Source organism: Streptomyces bungoensis, from assembly GCF_001514215.1.
GTDB lineage: Bacteria > Actinomycetota > Actinomycetes > Streptomycetales > Streptomycetaceae > Streptomyces > Streptomyces bungoensis.
Genome location: NZ_KQ948858.1, coordinates 301,468 through 318,751, shown reverse-complemented (window position 1 = coordinate 318,751; position 17,284 = coordinate 301,468). Strand labels below are relative to the sequence as shown.

The window sequence follows — 17,284 nt, the reverse complement described above, 5'->3', positions numbered from 1 at the left end:
AGGCCATCCTCACCCTCCATCAGGCCAGCTCAGACGCAGGATGAAAAGACCTCACTGCCGGTCGTCGTTGGTCGGCCTCGGGCGCCCTCGCAGGGCCCAGAGACGGCCCAGAGATGATCGCCCAGCCACTCGTCCGACGGCCACCACCTTCGACGCGGGCTGCACGGTCCTCAGCCGACGACAGCCAGCCACGACGTTGGGTGCGACGACCGACTGGGCGCGCGTGTGCCTCGCGGCACAACCACCGGCCTCGGCCACGCTGCCCTGCCGTCGACCAGAGCGAGCCGCGTCGGCGGAAGCGTGATGGTGAATCCTGACCTCTTCGTCCCGAAGCAACTGGGATGGGGGTGCTGCCTTGGGCTGCTGCCCGTCTCACCTGCACTGATGCTCCGCAGACGTTCGCGCTCGTCCGCTGCTGCTCGTCGGCCTTGTCACGCAGTTAGACACTCACTCCTGCTGCACCTCTGCGCGTGAATCGCCAGTGCGGGGACGCTGAACGCTGTCCTGCACTCATTCTTCGTGCGTCGGCCCGATCTGCAGCACCGGCCTGTCGTGGAGGGGGCTGGCCCGTTCGAGCCGGGCAGGTGGGCTGACAACTGCCGAGGGCCCCCAAGTGGGCCAGCGCCGACCGCGCTTCTGTGGCCGGAAACTCAGCGCTAGTCAGAGCCGAACGGTTCCGGACTCGGTCTGAGGGGCCTCTTGCGCTGTGGTACCAGGCCTGTGAGACGCCCCATTCCGCCTGACGGCCGCCGCCGCGATGATGTCTGCTCATGAAGGAACTTGTTCTCGCTTTGGTGGCTGCGGTGTTCGGACTAGCTGGCACAGTCGTTGGTGCCCGTGCCGCGAAGAAGGGGGCGTTGATCAGTGCGGAAGTCACCTTGCAGCAAGTTCGCGATCAAGCCGACGTCGATCAAGCCCACTGGCTTCGGCAACAGCGGCTTCAGGCGTACGAAGGTTTCCTAGCAGCCTGGGACGAGTGCCTTCGCATCATTGACTCTGTGGGTCTGCCGGGGCATTCCGACTTGCCGGGAATCAACCCGCTGAAGGAAGCTACTGGCCGCATGGCAGAGCGCGCGAGGCGGATCGACATCCTAGGACCAGCCGAGGTAGCTCGGGCAGCGGAAGAGCTCGCCGTCAGCATTCGGCGCGACGTGGACCTAGCCACCAAACTCATGGAACTCGCAGAGTCGCAGCGGCCGGCAGCCGAACGCATTGCCAGCGGGACATTACCAGCGATGACATCCGCCGTTGAGGCCATGGAGGAGGCTACAAGGCAGATGCAAGAACTTACGGCGGAGGCAATCGAGGGCGTTCGAGTGCCTCCTGGAGCGGACGCGATGTTCGAGGCCTTCGAACGGGCCGAGGAACTCGCTAACGCTGCAATCGCTCAGGCGCACGAGGACAATAATGAATTTTCTGTCTTCCTTGACCAAGCGACTGCGATCGTCGCTGAGCTCAAGAGCAACCAGGAAGCCCGCGAGGGTATTCGCGAGCGGTTCACGACCGCAGCGCGGTACACGCTTGATTCCGCAACTCCATGAGCATGGCGTCGGATGCCGACTCATGACGCAATGAGCGACCAGGAGCTTAGAAGATGCGGGCAAGCCTTGGTGGGGCAGCTCAGCGGCGCCCTGCCGCCGTCCGCCGTCGTTGCCGTCGGCGTTGCCGTCACTGCTGTCAGACGCGCCGTCGTGGACGGCCTGCCAGGTCGGTCTACTAATCGGCCCCTCCGCGACGAGCGGGACAGAAGAAGCCCACGGCCCTGACCAGCTCAGATGCCGTGGGCTTGTGTGCTTGTTGGTTGACTTCGAGTGACTCCGGACGGCCCAGAGACGGTCCGGACTTTGCCCGGCGCCGTCTCAGTTCGAGTGAACGGCTGCGTCACGGCGGTCTCCTTTGGTGAGATGCCCTCGTGAGCGACTCACTCCTTACCGCGACCATCGCGGCACTCACCGCACTTGCGGCGTCAGGCCTGACCTCCTGGTTGACGCTTCGGGGCGTGCGCCACCAGGTGGACGCTCAGCGAGACGTCGCCGCAAAGGATCACGCCGAGAGGCGGGCAGCGGAGGACCGGGCGGCACAAAAGGGCGCCTGTATTCAGTTCATAGAGTCGTCTATTCGCTGTGCGGCACGCATCCAGGAGATCAGGCGACCCCACATAACCGATGAAAGGCCGGGCGGAGGGCGAGACGCGCACCGTGCCGGGACATCCGGCCCTGACACGCATCCTGCGGCAGCACATCGAGGACGAACAGCTCCAGCCGGGTGATCTGCTCTTCCAGGGCGAGTCCGGCGGCATCCTCGCCGGATCCGTCATCCGTCGGGCGTGGCGGAGCGCCCGCAAAGGCCGTACTGCCCCCGCACGTGACGAAGTGGCTCAACGACGGGATCCCGCCCGCCCAGGTCGCTGAGTGGGCCGGGAACAGCGTGGCTGTGCTCCTCGCCACGTACGCCCGATGCGTCGACGGGCAGCTGCCGGATCTCAAGCGGCGGCTCGAAGCCGCGGGCGACCTGCCGGAGGCGCCCGGCGCTGGCTGACCCCCAGCCGAAACTTCGACACGTATTCGACACAGCCACCCGCGAAAACCCGGTGACAGCCGTACAGCCCCGGACCCCACCCTTGATCACCGAGGGGGCGTCTGGGGCTTCGTCGCGCCAGCCCGCACCCACCCTGACCAGCAAAAAGCCCTCCCTAGAGGGAGGGCGGAGACTGGCGCCCCCGGCAGGACTCGAACCTGCGGCCAAGCGCTTAGAAGGCGCCTGCTCTATCCACTGAGCTACGGGGGCCTGGTGGCGGGACAAGGATAAAGGTCCCCGCTCCTTGGCCCGGTCGCTTCGCCTCCGTGGCTCGATGTGGAGGTTCGGTGAAGCGGTCCTGATAATCGCAGGCAGGTACGAATCGCGCACCGCTTTTGGCTCCCGACGCACCGGGTGTTGTGCACTCGTTATGCCTCGACTGCGCCCGCGCCCCAGTCGCCCCTTACGTCCGTTCTGTCACGTCGGCACGCAGACATGTCTATATGCTTCAGAATTCCCCTAAAATTGGGCATTCTTCGCATGTGGTGACCTTGGACGTACGGCCTCAGCTGCTCGAGACACTTTCCGCCCTGCGCGACCGTGTCGCCGCCGCACGCTTTCCGCTGCCCCTCGCGGAGGCCCCACGCGCGCGTGCCAACCGCGACGAACTCCTCGCCCAGCTCGACGACTACCTGCTGCCACGGCTACGGGAACCCGACGCGCCGCTGCTGGCCGTCGTCGGCGGTTCCACCGGGGCCGGCAAGTCGACGCTCGTGAACTCCCTCGTGGGACGACGGGTCAGCGAGGCGGGCGTGCTGCGGCCGACGACCCGGACGCCTGTCCTGGTCTGTCACCCGGAGGACCATCACTGGTTCAGCGACGCGCGCGTGCTGCCCGATCTCAGCCGGGTGTGGGTGCCCCACCAAGAGGGGGCCGACGATCTGCTGTCCTCCGGTGAGGAGCAGGCGCGCGCGCTGCGCATCGAGACCGCCGACACGGTCCCGCGCGGGCTCGCCCTGCTCGACGCCCCCGACATCGACTCCCTGATCGCGGACAACCGGGTCCTGGCCGCCGAGCTGCTCTGCGCCGCGGACGTCTGGGTCATGGTCACCACGGCGGCCCGCTACGCCGACGCCGTGCCCTGGCACCTGCTGCGCACCGCCAAGGAGTACGACGTCACCCTGGTGACCGTCCTCGACCGGGTGCCCCACCAGGTGGTCTCCGAGGTCTCCCGCCAGTACGGCGCCCTGCTCACCAAGGCCGGCCTCGGCGACGTACCCCGCTTCACCGTGCCCGAGCTGCCCGAGTCGGTCTGGGGCGCCGGCCTGCTGCCCTCCACGGCCGTGGCGGCCCTGCGGACCTGGCTGGTGCACCACGCCCAGGACACCGGGGCCCGCCGGCAGGTCACGGCCCGCACGGCACACGGCCTCCTCGACTCGCTGAAGGCGCGCACGACCGAGCTGGCCAACGCCGCCGCCGCCCAGTACGCGGCCGCCCTCCGCCTCACCTCCGCCGTCGACGGCGCCTACGACGGCGAGCACGCGCGCGTGCGCAGCCGGCTGCAGTCGGGGGCCGTCCTCGCGGGCGACGCGCTCAAGCGCTGGCGCGCCTTCCCCCTCGACTGCACCGCGGGTGAGCTGCTCGACGCCCTCGTGGAGAGCCTGGGAGCGCTGCTGCTGTGCTCCGTCATGGCCGCGGACGAGCGCGTCGACGACTCCTGGCGGCGCGACCCTGCCGCGGCCACCCCCCAGCTCGCCGGCCACGGACCCTCCCCGGAGAGCGCCGAGCACCGCATCGGGCTCGCGGTGCGGCGCTGGCGGCGCGAACTGGAGGAGTACGCCGAGGACGAGGTGCGGGGCCTGGAGCGGAGCACCGCCCCCGACCCCGAGGCCGTCGCCGCCCTGGTGGCCACCGTGCTGCTGGGCGGGCGCCGGGCACGCACCGCGGGCGAGGGGCTCGCCCAGCGGATCGGCGCCCACGGCGCGCTGCGGCTGCGCGACCGGGCCGGCCGTCTGCTGACCGACCATGTCGACCGCGTCATGCACGCCGAGCGCGAGCGGCGCCTCGCCCCGCTCGACGCCCTGGGCGTCACCGCCGAGCCCCAGGTCGAACTCATCGCCGCGCTGTCCGTACTGCAGAAGGAGAGGTGACCGGTGACCGCCGTCACTGACCACGATCACACGGACCACAAGCACCACATGAGCCACGACAACCCCATCGACTCCACCGGCTCCGTCGACCCACCCGGGGCCATGGACTCCGCGCAGGACCCCTCCGGGAGCCGTGGGGCGGTTCCGGCGGGCACGGGGGTGCCGGCCGGCGGCCGTCGCCCGCACGGCGCCGGTGGCGGGGCCGACGACGCGGATACGGCGGCCGGGGCGAGCGGCGACACGCGAGGCGGGACGGAAGCCGGGACGACGGCCGGAACGACGGCAGGGGAGACGGCAGTGGCGAAGGCCGAGGCGATGGCCGCGGAGCGGCACGCGCGCGTGCCCGAGGAGCGCCGGACGGGCGAGCCCGCGCGCGTACCGGAGGCGGGCGGGCAGAAGGAGCGGCACGGGCTCGGGCGTGCGCCGGAGGCGAGTGGGGGCGAGGAGCGGCACGCGCGCGTGCCCGAGGACCGCCGCAACGGCGAGCCCGCGCGCGTACGCGGGGCGGGCGGCGAGACGGAGCGCCAGGCGCGCGCACGCGAGACGGCCGGGCAGGACGGGCGCGGGGCACGCGTGCCCGGGGCGGCCGGGGACCAGGAGCGGCCCGCGCGCGGGCCCGAGGCGGACGCGGAGAAGACGTGGCAGGCACCGGCGAGGAGTGCCGGCGCCGAGGCCGGCAGGCGGCCGTCCGCCCGCCCCGAGGACGCGGAGGCGCCCGGCGCCGGGCGGGACACCGACCCGGACGGCGAATCCGGTGAGGCCTGGGACGACGGCCTGATCGCCCGCCGCGTGACCGAGAGCAACGCGGCCGCCCTCGCCGCCGAGCGCGCCATCGCGCTGGACACCCCGGCGCGGGGCCCCGGCGGCCACGCCCCCGCCCCCCTGGCGTACGACGGCGCCCTGCGCTCCCGCCTCGACGCCCTGCGCGAGCTCGTCGGCCTCTCCCGCACCCGTGTGGACAGCCGTACCCTCTCCGAGGCGGGCCGGGTCCTGGACGAGGCGGCCGCCCGCCGCAAGCTCTCCGGCCGGCACACCGTCGTCGCCATCGCGGGCGCCACCGGCAGCGGGAAGTCGCAGCTGTTCAACACCCTCGCCGGAGTCGCGATCTCGGAGACCGGCGTACGGCGCCCGACCACCGCCGCCCCGATCGCGTGCAGCTGGAGCGACGGCGCCGCGAGCCTCATCGACCGGCTCGGCATCCCCGGCCGGCTGCGCCGGCGCCCCCTGCACAGCGCGGAGGCCGACGGCCATCTGCGCGGTCTCGTCCTGATCGACCTGCCCGACCACGACTCCGCGGCCGTGGAGCACCGCGAGCAGGTCGACCGGATCCTGAAGCTGGTCGACGCGGTCATCTGGGTGGTCGACCCGGAGAAGTACGCCGACGCCATGCTCCACGAGCGGTACCTGCGGCCCATGGCCGGCCACGCGGAGGTCATGTTCGTCGTCCTCAACCAGATCGACCGGCTGCCCGGCGAGGCCGCCGACCAGGTCCTGGACGACCTGCGCCGGCTGCTCGACGAGGACGGCGTCGCGCTCGGCGAGTACGGCGAGCCGGGCGCCACCGTGCTCGCGCTGTCCGCGCTCACCGGCGAGGGCGTCGGCGACCTGCGCGACGCGCTCGGCCACTTCGTGGCGGAACGCGGGGCGGCGGCCCGCCGGGTCGGTGCGGACGTGGACGCGGCGGCGGCCCAGCTGCGGCCCGTCTACAGCACCGGCCGGCCGGTCGGCCTCAGCGAGGAGGCCCGGGAGGACTTCGCCGACCGGCTCGCGGACGCCGTCGGCGCGACCGCGGCGGGCGAAGCCGCCGAACGCGCCTGGCTGCGCAACGCCAACCGCGCCTGCGGCACGCCCTGGCTGAGGCTGTGGCGCTGGTACCAGAAACGCGGCGGCTCCACGACGGGCCGGCTCCAGGTGCGCGCCGCCCAGCCCGACGAGGAGGCCACGGCGCGCCAGGGCGTCGAGCAGGCGGTGCGCAAGGTGGCCGACCATGCCTCGGCCGGTCTGCCCGCGCCGTGGGCGCTGGCGGTGCGCGAGGCGGCCGTACGCGGCTCCCAGGGGTTGTCGGAGGCCCTGGACGAGCTCGCGGGACGGGCCGGACTGCCGCCCGGGCGGCCGCCCCGCCCCGGGTGGTGGCCGGTGGCGGTGCTGGTGCAGGCGTCCATGACCCTGCTGCAGGTCGTGGGCGGACTGTGGCTGGCGGGGCAGATCGCCGGGGTCATGGCGCCCAACCTGGGCGTGCCGGTGCTGCTGATGATCTGCGGGATCGTCGGCGGGCCGCTGGTGGAGTGGGGCTGCCGGATGGCGGCCCGGGGACCGGCGCGCCGGTACGGCATGGACGCGGAACGGCGGCTGCGGGAGGCGGCCGCGAGCTGCGGTCGTGCCCGGGTGCTCGATCCGGTGGCGGCCGAGCTGCTGCGGTACCGGGAGGTGCGGGAGCAGTACGCGAGGGTGGTGCGGACCGGAGCCGGCGTGGGGTGACGCCGTCCCTCGTGCCGCCGCCCGTGCACCCGGGATCACCCGTGCGGGTGGCGGAGTTCTCCACAGGCTGTGGCTGATCCACAGCGCTCGGCGGGCCCCGGTCCGGCGGAGGCAGTCTGGTGTCGCGGCGATCGCGCCGCACGTCGGACGCAGCCGTACGGGAGGGGCCCGTACGCATGTCCGCCCGGCCGTGACGGACCGGGCGGTGAGGGGGTCGTGATGAACGAGACCGTGGTGTGTGTGGTGGGCAACGTGGCGACGCAGCCGGTGTACCGGGAGGGCGTGGCCGGCCCGTCGGCGCGGTTCCGGCTGGCGGTGACCTCGCGGTACTGGGACCGGGAGAAGAGTGCCTGGACGGACGGGCACACCAACTTCTTCACGGTGTGGACCAACCGCCAGCTCGCCGTCAACGTGGCGGCGTCCGTGGAGGTGGGGCAGCCCGTCGTGGTCCAGGGCCGGCTGCGGGTGCGCACCGAGCAGCGCGAGCAGCAGAACTGGGCGTCGGCCGACATCGACGCGGTGGCCGTCGGCCACGACCTGGCGCGGGGGACCGCGGTGTTCCGCCGCGGCGCCAAACCGGAGGCACCGCAGGCGGCCCGGCCGGAGCCGGCCTGGGAGACACCGCCCACCGGGTCACCGGACGGCGATCCGGCCCGGCAGAGCCAGGAACCGGCGGCCGTGACGTGACGTGAGCCCGCCGGCACGCGAGCAGCGGCTTCCCCGCGACTCCTCCGAACACCCCGCCGAATGGGTGGATTTGTCGATAAGCCCTGCTCACATTCGGTCCCGGCGATAACGATTCCGGATCGGATCATCCGTCAGACGATCGGACCGCCCGGCGGCGTCCTGTGGGTTCATAGGATGCCGGGCGTGCCCCTTGGGGCTGCCGATGCTGCTGGTGGGACCGTTCCCCCACGTCCAACGGGTCCTGCTCGAAGGGGAGTTCTGTGCTTGCTGCGTTCTCCGGGCTCTCCCGGTCCGCCCGTGTGGTCCGCCTCGGCGCCCTGGCGCTCGTGTCCGGGCTGATGGCGACGGGCGTGCTGGCCGGCGCCGGTACGGCCGCGGCCGACGACGCACCCCAGACCCAGGGGGGCGCGACGGCCGCGATCGACGGTCTGAAGACCTACGGCGAGGCCGTGCTCCACGAGGACGGCGGTGACCAGCGCGTGGCCGCCGGCCTGTTCGAGATGTCCGTGGACGGCGGCGGCACCCTGCAGACGTACTGTGTCGACATACACAACCCCACCCAGCGCGACGCGCGGTACCAGGAGACGCCCTGGAGCGGCACCTCGCTGGGCGGCAACAAGAACGCCGGCCGGATCCGCTGGATCCTGCAGAACTCCTACCCCCAGGTCAACGACCTCGCGGCGCTCGCCCGGCGGGCGGACGCGAGCGGGCTGACCGAGCAGGACGCGGCGGCCGGCACCCAGGTGGCCATCTGGCGCTACTCGGACGGCGCCAAGGTCGACGCCGTCGGTTCTCGGGCCGAGAAGCTCGCCGACTACCTCTACAAGAGCGCCCGCGACCTCGGTGAGCCCCGGGCCTCGCTGACCCTGGACCCGCCCGCGGTCTCCGGCCACCCGGGCGACCTCCTCGGGCCGGTGACGGTGCACACCAACGCCGACGCGGTCACGGTGAGCCCGCCGACGGACGCGGCGGCCGCAGGCGTGCGGATCATCGACAGGACCGGCAAGGTGATCACGTCGGCGAAGGACGGCAGCCGGCTGTACTTCGACGTCCCCCAGGACGCGGCTGACGGCTCCGCGGACCTGACGGTCCAGGCGTCCACCACCGTGCCGGTCGGCCGCGCCTTCGCCTCCGAGAGCCGCAGCCAGACCCAGATCCTGGCCGGCTCCAGCGAGTCCACGGTCTCCGCGACCGCGAGCGCCACCTGGGCGGCCGAGGGCGCAGTACCGGCGGTGTCGGCCCGGAAGAACTGCGCCAAGGGCGGCGTGGACATCACCGCGGTGAACAAGGGCGACCAGCCCTTCACCTTCGAGTTGATGGGCACCGAGCACACCATCCCCGCCGGGGCCTCCCGCACGGTGACGGTGCCGCTCCAGGAGGACCAGCCCTACGACTTCACGATCACCGGCCCGCACGGCTTCAGCCACCGCTTCACGGGAGTCCTGGACTGCAAGACCCAGGGCTCGGTCACCACGGAGACCACCCAGACCCTCGGTGAACCCAGCCCCGCCACGGTCGGCGGAAACACCATGCCCCCCGGCACCGACCTCGCCGACACGGGCGGCTCCGCGATCACCCCGTTGATCACCGGCGTGGCCATCGGCCTGGTGGTCATCGGCGGCGCGGTGCTGGTCATCCTCCGCAGACGCGAGACCCCGACGACCGACCGGCCCTGATCCAGCCGGACCACTGAGGCGGTAGGCGCGGGCCGCCCAGCGGGCGGGTGGGCGCCTACGTGGGTTCACCTTCTGCCCGTGCTGCCGCCCCGTGATCTGTTGTGCCGGCACCGGTGGCAGTCCTCACGGCCATGGGGAGCGAGACTGCCTTCGATCACGTCCGAAGAGTCTCCGGATCAGCAGGAACACACCTATGGCGATCAGCATCAGCCCGGCCAGGATCAAGACCGCCCCAAGAGCGATCAGAAACGTCCCGATCGCAATCAGGAGTGCTCCTATGAGGACCAGGAGCGTCCCGATGATGAAGAGAAAGATGGCGAGGACGGTCACGACTGTCCTCCTGTTCTCCCTCCCGCTCCGGCTTCTTCTCCCCCTGTAAACACTGTGCACCCGCCGTTGTTCTCCCGGGCACCAGCACGGCTCGGAGATGCTCGGGCAAGGCGCCGACCGACTGGGCGACGCGGGTCCTGGGCTGAGAAGATCGGCCAGTGGGTCACTTCTCCTTCCATCCTGCGGATCCTGGCGCCCGTGGGCCTGCTCCTCAGGAGCCACGGCCTGTCGAGCCCGGTCGGTGGCCTCGATTCGAGGCCGCGCTCGCTGTGGTGAACCGCGATCTGGCGGCAACGTTGCCTGATGAGCCTCCTCTGGTTCTGATGCTCTGCCCCTCCGCCGAAGACGACTGGCCCGACCAGATCCATGTCGCGCTGTCGGACGGCCGGTGGCAGGGCAATGCCGTCCATCCCCAGGGACCAGAGACGTCCGACGAGCCGGACGACGCCTTCACCGTGCTCGGCATGGTCGCCGACGCGGCCCAGGAAAGCGTGACCGAGCTGCTGTGGACGGTGTGGCCGCTCTGTCCGTACCACCGCATCGGCGTCCACCCGCGGCCTGCCGGGACCGCGGCCGACTGGGACAGGAGCGGGTGGGCCGGGAGCGGGCCCCTGGTGTGGTGGTGCAGAGGCGCCCATGGTGGTGACTGCCACGATCTCTCCGCGGTAGGGGATCTCGCGGCGGCCCTACCGGGCAAACAGCGGCGCGAACTTCGGCGCAGGAAGCTCAGGGACCGGCGAAGCTGATCGACATCGGCTCGACGCCGCCCGACAGTGATGCACGAGCCGGGGCGTCCGAACTGGAACCCCAGGTCAGCGGTCCTCGACCCAACGGGTTTCCCCCAGGGGCTGGCCGTCAGGCAAGATGGGGTGTATCTGCCCACTGCCAGATTTCAAGCTGCCGGACGGTTTCTCTTGGCTGAGTTCATTTACACCATGCGCAAGGCGCGCAAAGCGCACGGCGACAAGGTGATCCTCGACGACGTCACCCTGAGCTTCCTGCCGGGAGCGAAGATCGGTGTCGTCGGCCCGAACGGTGCCGGTAAGTCGACCGTGCTGAAGATCATGGCCGGTCTCGAGCAGCCGTCCAACGGTGACGCGTTCCTGTCGCCGGGATACAGCGTGGGCATCCTGCTGCAGGAGCCCCCGCTGAACGAGGAGAAGACCGTCCTGGAGAACGTCCAGGAGGGTGTCGCCGAGATCAAGGGCAAGCTCGACCGGTTCAACGAGATCGCCGAGCTCATGGCCACCGACTACTCGGACGCGCTGCTCGACGAGATGGGCAAGCTGCAGGAAGAGCTCGACCACGCCAACGCCTGGGACCTCGACGCGCAGCTCGAGCAGGCCATGGACGCGCTCGGCTGCCCGCCCGGGGACTGGCCGGTCGTCAACCTCTCCGGTGGCGAGAAGCGCCGCGTGGCGCTGTGCAAGCTGCTGCTCGAGGCGCCCGACCTGCTGCTCCTCGACGAGCCCACCAACCACCTCGACGCCGAGTCGGTGAACTGGCTGGAGCAGCACCTCGCCAAGTACGAGGGCACCGTCGTGGCCGTCACCCACGACCGGTACTTCCTGGACAACGTCGCCGGGTGGATCTGCGAGGTCGACCGCGGCCGTCTGCACGGCTACGAGGGCAACTACTCCAAGTACCTGGAGACCAAGGCGACCCGCCTCAAGGTCGAGGGCCAGAAGGACGCCAAGCGGCAGAAGCGGCTCAAGGAAGAGCTCGAGTGGGTGCGGTCGAACGCCAAGGGGCGCCAGGCCAAGTCCAAGGCGCGTCTGGCCCGCTACGAGGAGATGGCCGCCGAGGCCGACAAGATGCGGAAGCTGGACTTCGAGGAGATCCAGATCCCGCCGGGCCCCCGCCTGGGCAACGTCGTCGTCGAGGTGAGCAACCTCAACAAGGCGTTCGGCGACAAGGTCCTCATCGACGACCTCAGCTTCACGCTGCCGCGCAACGGCATCGTCGGCGTCATCGGCCCGAACGGCGCCGGCAAGACGACCCTCTTCAAGATGATCCAGGGGCTGGAGGAGCCCGACTCCGGCTCGATCAAGGTCGGCGAGACCGTCAAGATCTCGTACGTGGACCAGAGCCGCGAGCACATCGACCCCAAGAAGACGCTGTGGGCCGTCGTCTCCGACGAGCTGGACTACATCAACGTCGGTCAGGTCGAGATGCCGAGCCGGGCGTACGTCTCCGCGTTCGGGTTCAAGGGCCCGGACCAGCAGAAGCCGGCCGGCGTCCTCTCCGGCGGTGAGCGCAACCGCCTCAACCTGGCGCTCACCCTCAAGCAGGGCGGCAACCTGCTGCTCCTCGACGAGCCGACCAACGACCTCGACGTCGAGACGCTGTCCTCGCTGGAGAACGCGCTGCTGGAGTTCCCGGGCTGCGCCGTGGTCGTCTCCCACGACCGGTGGTTCCTGGACCGCGTGGCCACGCACATCCTCGCCTACGAGGGCGACTCGAAGTGGTTCTGGTTCGAGGGCAACTTCGAGTCGTACGAGAAGAACAAGGTCGAGCGGCTCGGCGCGGACGCCGCGCGTCCGCACCGTGCCACCTACAAGAAGCTGACCCGGGGCTGATCTTGCGCCACATCTACCGCTGCCCCCTGCGCTGGGCGGACATGGACGCGTACGGCCACGTCAACAACGTGGTCTTCCTCCGCTACCTGGAGGAGGCCCGTATCGACTTCCTGTTCCGCCCGGAGAAGGACTTCAAGCAGGGGTCCGTGGTGGCGCGGCACGAGATCGACTACAAGCGGCAGCTCGTCCACCGGCACCACCCGGTCGACATCGAGCTGTGGATCAGCGAGATCCGGGCCGCGTCCTTCACCATCACCTACGAGGTGAAGGACGCGGACGTCCTCTACGTGCGCGCATCCACCGTCGTCGTGCCGTTCGACTTCGAGGCCCAGCGGCCGCGCCGGATCACCCCGGAGGAGCGGGAGTTCCTCGAGGAGTACCGGGACGGCACGGACGGCGAGGACGCCGAGCGGGAGGCCGTCGCCGCATGACGGTGCTGCACCTGGCCGACGAGACGGAGGCGGCCGACCTCGCCGCCTTCCTCTCCCGGCTGCTCCGCTACGACCGCGGAGCCGCGGTGCGCCTGCAGGCGGCCGGCACGGCGCTCGCCGTGTTCGGGCGGCCGCCGTCCTTCGAGGTCCTGGCGGTGCGCGCGGTGCGGCTGGCGAAGCCGTACGAGGACGGGCTGGACGTCACGCTCGACGTGACCGTGTCCGCCGGTGAGCTCCTGGAGTCCATCGACGAGCGGGCGGCCACGGCCGCCGTGCCGGCCGCGGTGACGGGACCGCCGTGGGCCGGGGTGCTGCCGCCGCGCGGCGGCTGGCGGCCCGAGCCGGGGCTGCCCGCCGCGGACGCGCTGCGGACGACGGTCGCCGAGTCCGTCGCCGAGTTCCGGTCCCGCACGCAGGAGCTGACGCCCGAGCGGCGGACCCGCGCGGAGCTGGACCGGATAGGGCGGGACATCTGGTCCCGGGAGGTCGGGGACACCCGGCTGCCGGTGCGGGCCGTGCACGCGGCCCAGTCCCTGGGCTTCCTGCGGCCGGGCGCCGGCGCGGACGGCACCGGGCTGTACTCCTGCGGGGCGTGGCTGAGGCTGCGGACGCCGTACGGGTCGGTGGCGGTGCGCCGGACGGGACCCGGCGCGCTCGGCGTGCTCGGCGTCAGCGTGCGCTGAGCGCCCGGACTGCTCTACTCCTCGCGGTTCTCACGGCTGCCGTCCGGCCACACCCCGATGTGGTCGGCCTCCAGTTCCAGCGCCACCCGGTCGCGCATGCCCAGCGCCCGCGTGTACTCGGCGGGCAGCTGGAGGCGCCCCGCGCGGTCGAGCATCGCGTACTCGCGGGCGACCACCGTCTCGTCGCCCGTCGTGGCGTCCACCTCGCTGCGGCGCAGCACCTCGGTGGAGGTGCGGCCGTCGCGGATGGCGACGGTGCGGCGGACCTCGCCGGCCACCGCCTGGTCGTGGGTGACGATGAGGATGGTGGTGCCGAGGGTCTCGTTCGCCGTGCGGAACGCGTCGAAGATCTGCGTGCCGGTCTGCGAGTCGAGTTCGCCGGTGGGCTCGTCGGCGAGGAGCACCGCGGGGGCGTTCGCGAGGGCCACGGCGATCGCGGTGCGCTGCTGCTGGCCGCCGGACATCTCGTGCGGGTGGCGGTCGCGGCAGTCGGCCACCTGCAGCAACTCCAGCAGTTCCAGAGCCCGTTCGGCGCGGGCACGGCGGCGCGTGCGGGTGCCGGACAGCTGGAGGGGGAGGGCGACGTTCTGGGCCGCGGTGAGGTAGGGGAGCAGGTTGCGGGAGGTCTGCTGCCAGACGAAGCCGACGACCTCGCGGCGGTAGGCCAGGCGGTCCCCGGCGGTCATGGCGAGCAGGTCGTGACCGGCGACGCGGGCCCGGCCTGCGGTGGGGGTGTCCAGGCCGGCCAGGATGTTCATCAGCGTGGACTTGCCGCTGCCGGAGGCCCCGACCAGGGCCGTCAACTCGCCCTTGCGCACCAGGAGATCGAGGCCCTGGAGGGCCTGCACCTCCACGCCGTCCGCGGAGAAGACGCGGACGAGGCGGTCGCAGGTGATCAACGCGTCGTGCCCGTAGGCGGGGCGGTCGCGGGTCTCGGCGACGCGGTCGGCCAGCTCGGTGAGGGTGGGGTGCGCTGCTGTCATCTGCTCTCCCGCGGGGGTGCCCTGTGGTGCCGCCGGTCGTGGTGGGTTCATCGGCCGTCGCCCGCCCTCAGTTCGGCCACCGAGCCGCGCCGTCCCGTCCACCACGCCTGCAGGCCCGCGACCCCGACCGCGAGCACCACGACGGTGACCGCCGGGACGGTCAGGGACCAGGCGTCCGGGCGCAGCACCGCCCTGCCCGCCGGGGTCTGCGCGGAGGCCAGGGCGACGGTGGTCAGGTCGATGCCCGGGGACAGCAGGACGATGGTCGCCCAGCCGGTCAGGGTGCCGCCGGTCGCGGCGAGGAGGGCCTGGGGGAGGGACTCCAGGACGAGGAGGCGGCGGCCCTGGGCGCGGGTGAGTCCCATCGTGCGCAGCCGGGCGAGGAGCGCGGCGCGTTCCGGCGCCGCCCGCAGCAGCGCGAGCAGCAGGGCGAGGACGGCGAAGCCGGCGCCCGCGGCGACCGCCACCGTGTACACGTGCCCGGCACCGGTCTGCAGGGGCGAGTCGGCGTACCGGGACCGCTCCTCGGCGCGCACCCGGAGCGTCGCCGAGGCGGGGGCCAGGCGGCGCAGTGCGGCCGTGTCCAGGTGGGTGCCGGTCAGGAGCAGGCTGGTGGGGCGGGCGGCCGCGGCGGGGAGGCCGGCGCGGTCCACGACCAGGAAGTCCGCGCCGGGCAGGGCCGGGGTGCGGTCGCGTACGGCGGTGATCCGCACCGTGACCGCACTGCCGTCGCCCAGCCGCACCAGGAACGGGCGCCGGGTGCCGTAGGCGCGGGCGACGGACGGCGACGCCAGCGCGGGCAGTGCGCCCTGCCCCTCCGGCCGGCCGGACCGGCCCGGGCCCGTCAGCAGCCCGGCGGGAAAGGGGCCCATCCCCGTCCGCCCCGCCACGCGGCTGTACGAGGGCGGGTCCACGCCCGCCAGGGCCACCGTGTCCTCGCCGTCCTCGGGCTTCGTCTCGTACGTGAGGGCGACCGGGCTCACCCTGGCGGTACCGGGCAGGTGGCGCACCCGGTCGGTCAGGCCGCTCGGGAGGGCGGTCGCCGCGTCCAGGCGGGCGTCGGCACCGACGCCGAGCAGGGCCGCGCGGTCGCGGGCGTCGGCCACGCCCGCCAGGACCGAGCCGCCGAACGCCGCCGTGGTCAGGGCGGTCAGCAGGGCCAGCAGGGGCAGCACCGCCGAGGCCCGGGTGCGTCCCGCGCGGGCCAGGGACAGGGGGCCCACGGCCCCGCGCAGCCGCCCGGCCGGGCGGGCCAGGCGGCGCAGCAGCAGGGGGTACAGGCGCAGCAGCACCAGGGCCGCGATGACGCCGGTCAGCACCGGGGCCACGGACACCAGGGGGCCGGCCGACGTGCCGCTCCGGCGCAGGGTCGCCACCGCCCCGGCCGACAGCGCCAGCAGTGTCAGCTCGGCGACCGTGCGGCGCCGGGTGGGCGGCACGGCCGTCACGTCCTCGCGCGGACCCGTGAGCCGTACCGTGCGGTGGGCGAGCGCGGCGCGCAGCGGGAGCGCCGCGCAGGCGGCGAGGGTGACGGCGAGGGCGGCGGCGACGGCGTACCCGGCGCGGCCGGCGGGGACGAGGAGCAGCGCGGCCACCAGACCGGCCGCCCCCGCCGGGACGGCGACCACCGCGGTCTCCGCGAGCAGCCGGCCGGCGAGGCCGGGCAGCGAGGCGCCGCGGGCGCGCAGCAGGGCGAGTTCCGTGCGGCGCCGGTCGGCGGCCAGGCCGCCCGCCATGAGCAGGACGACGGCGGCGACCGTCGCGGTGCCGGCGGCGGCCACCGCGACCAGCGGGGAGATGGTCGAGCGCAGGCGGGAGAAGGAGAGCAGGACGTCGTCCAGGCCGGTGCCGACGTCGGCGTCCGCGCCGGTGACGGCCCGGGCGCGGCGCAGACCGGGGCCGGACTCCGCCGAGGCGACGGCGGACCTCAGCCGGTCCAGGTCGTGGGCGCGCAGCCCGTCGAGGGCGGGGGCGAGGTACCAGTAGCGGAAGGGCTGCCCGGCGGTGCCCAGCAGGGCGGGCACGGCCCGCTGCGGGAGCAGGAGCGCGCCGAGCCAGTAGTTCTGCACGGGGCCGGGCACGGGCACCCGGACCAGGGTGGGGGTGCGCAGCAGGGGCACGGTCGACCAGTAGGCGCCGGCGGGGTCCCGCGGGATGAGGATGCCGGTGACCCGGACGGCCAGCGGGGCACGGGCGATGCCGGGCACGTGGATGACCGAGCCCACCTCGATGTGCAGGGCCTTCGCGGTCGCGGCCGTGACGGCGGCCTCCACCCCGGGCGACTCCGCGTTCACCGGGCCCGCGGTGCGCGGCAGCCGCCCCTGCCGGACCTTCGCGTGCCCGGCGAGGCCGCTCGGCGCGACCAGGCAGACGTGGGCGAGCTGGCCGGTCGGGCGCGGGATCCAGGGGTCGGGCACCGCAGGGTCGGCCCCGGTGGCGACGCCGTACGCCGACTGGGACCGGTCGACCGCCGGCGCACCGCCGGCCGTGTCCAGCAGCTTCTCGTACTGCCGCTCGAGCGTGTCGGGGCGGAGCGCCGTCGCCAGGTCCCCGGGGGCCGCGCCGGGCGGGGGCAGGGGCGCGGTGACCTTCAGGGTGGTGTGCTCGGGGAGGGCCTGGTGGAGGGCGTGCCGCAGGCCGGCGTCCTCGTACCGGTCGACCGCGCGCGGGAGCGCGCCCGCCAGGCACGCGGTGAGCGCGACCAGCAGCGCGAGCGCGGCGGCGGCGCCGGGGGCGGCACGCAGCCGGGTGCGTACCCAGGGGGCGGTCA

General features: G+C 72.8%; 13 protein-coding genes and 1 tRNA gene. 10 read left to right on the top strand and 4 right to left on the bottom strand.

The window, feature by feature from the left end:
• The first annotated feature begins 770 nt into the window (after positions 1-770).
• Both AQJ66_RS38875 and AQJ66_RS40980 read left to right on the top strand, forming a co-directional pair.
• On the top strand, positions 771-1,541 hold the full coding sequence (locus tag AQJ66_RS38875) for a hypothetical protein (protein ID WP_159052582.1): 771 nt from the start codon (positions 771-773) through the stop codon (positions 1,539-1,541).
• 823 nt (positions 1,542-2,364) lie between these two features.
• Positions 2,365-2,538, top strand: a complete 174-nt coding sequence (locus AQJ66_RS40980; protein ID WP_061923249.1) for a hypothetical protein — start codon at positions 2,365-2,367, stop codon at positions 2,536-2,538.
• A gap of 173 nt (positions 2,539-2,711) precedes the next feature.
• Here AQJ66_RS40980 and AQJ66_RS19055 read toward each other — a convergent pair.
• Positions 2,712-2,787 (bottom strand) — tRNA-Arg (locus AQJ66_RS19055).
• A gap of 272 nt (positions 2,788-3,059) precedes the next feature.
• Between AQJ66_RS19055 and AQJ66_RS19050 the strand changes: the two genes are divergently transcribed.
• From AQJ66_RS19050 to AQJ66_RS19035, 4 genes are all read left to right on the top strand, one after another.
• The gene (locus AQJ66_RS19050) at positions 3,060-4,667 is read left to right on the top strand and encodes a GTPase domain-containing protein (RefSeq protein ID WP_061923246.1); all 1,608 of its coding nucleotides are present in this window, start codon (positions 3,060-3,062) and stop codon (positions 4,665-4,667) included.
• 3 nt (positions 4,668-4,670) lie between these two features.
• The gene (locus AQJ66_RS19045) at positions 4,671-7,145 is read left to right on the top strand and encodes a GTPase (protein ID WP_244162864.1); all 2,475 of its coding nucleotides are present in this window, start codon (positions 4,671-4,673) and stop codon (positions 7,143-7,145) included.
• 219 nt (positions 7,146-7,364) lie between these two features.
• Positions 7,365-7,832 carry a single-stranded DNA-binding protein gene (locus AQJ66_RS19040; protein ID WP_061923243.1) on the top strand — a complete coding sequence of 156 codons (468 nt, stop codon included), beginning with the start codon at positions 7,365-7,367 and terminating at the stop codon, positions 7,830-7,832.
• 260 nt (positions 7,833-8,092) lie between these two features.
• On the top strand, positions 8,093-9,508 hold the full coding sequence (locus tag AQJ66_RS19035; RefSeq protein WP_425264291.1) for a Cys-Gln thioester bond-forming surface protein: 1,416 nt from the start codon (positions 8,093-8,095) through the stop codon (positions 9,506-9,508).
• A gap of 123 nt (positions 9,509-9,631) precedes the next feature.
• Here the strand turns inward: AQJ66_RS19035 and AQJ66_RS19030 are convergent, their stop codons facing one another.
• Entirely contained in the window at positions 9,632-9,838 is a 207-nt protein-coding gene (locus AQJ66_RS19030; RefSeq protein ID WP_061923240.1) for a Na(+)/H(+) antiporter subunit C, read from the bottom strand.
• 272 nt (positions 9,839-10,110) lie between these two features.
• On the opposite strand from AQJ66_RS19030, the gene AQJ66_RS19025 reads away from it, so the two are divergent.
• The 4 genes from AQJ66_RS19025 (at position 10,111) to AQJ66_RS19010 (ending at position 13,531) form a co-directional block, all read left to right on the top strand.
• On the top strand, positions 10,111-10,584 hold the full coding sequence (locus tag AQJ66_RS19025; protein ID WP_244162863.1) for a hypothetical protein: 474 nt from the start codon (positions 10,111-10,113) through the stop codon (positions 10,582-10,584).
• A 168-nt stretch (positions 10,585-10,752) separates the two neighbouring features.
• Entirely contained in the window at positions 10,753-12,417 is a 1,665-nt protein-coding gene (ettA, locus tag AQJ66_RS19020) for an energy-dependent translational throttle protein EttA (RefSeq protein ID WP_061923235.1), read from the top strand.
• A gap of 2 nt (positions 12,418-12,419) precedes the next feature.
• The gene (locus tag AQJ66_RS19015; RefSeq protein ID WP_061923230.1) at positions 12,420-12,848 is read left to right on the top strand and encodes an acyl-CoA thioesterase; all 429 of its coding nucleotides are present in this window, start codon (positions 12,420-12,422) and stop codon (positions 12,846-12,848) included.
• Complete coding sequence (locus AQJ66_RS19010) at positions 12,845-13,531, top strand: DUF8185 domain-containing protein (protein ID WP_061923227.1); 687 nt, start codon at positions 12,845-12,847, stop codon at positions 13,529-13,531. Before AQJ66_RS19015 ends, AQJ66_RS19010 begins: the two co-directional genes overlap by 4 nt.
• A 14-nt stretch (positions 13,532-13,545) precedes the next feature.
• Here the strand turns inward: AQJ66_RS19010 and AQJ66_RS19005 are convergent, their stop codons facing one another.
• A complete protein-coding gene (locus AQJ66_RS19005) occupies positions 13,546-14,514 on the bottom strand; it encodes an ABC transporter ATP-binding protein (protein ID WP_061923224.1) in 969 nt (322 codons plus the stop codon).
• Positions 14,515-14,561: 47 nt separating this feature from the next.
• Positions 14,562-17,284: FtsX-like permease family protein (locus tag AQJ66_RS19000; protein WP_061923221.1), on the bottom strand; the 2,723-nt coding region annotated here is incomplete at its 5' end.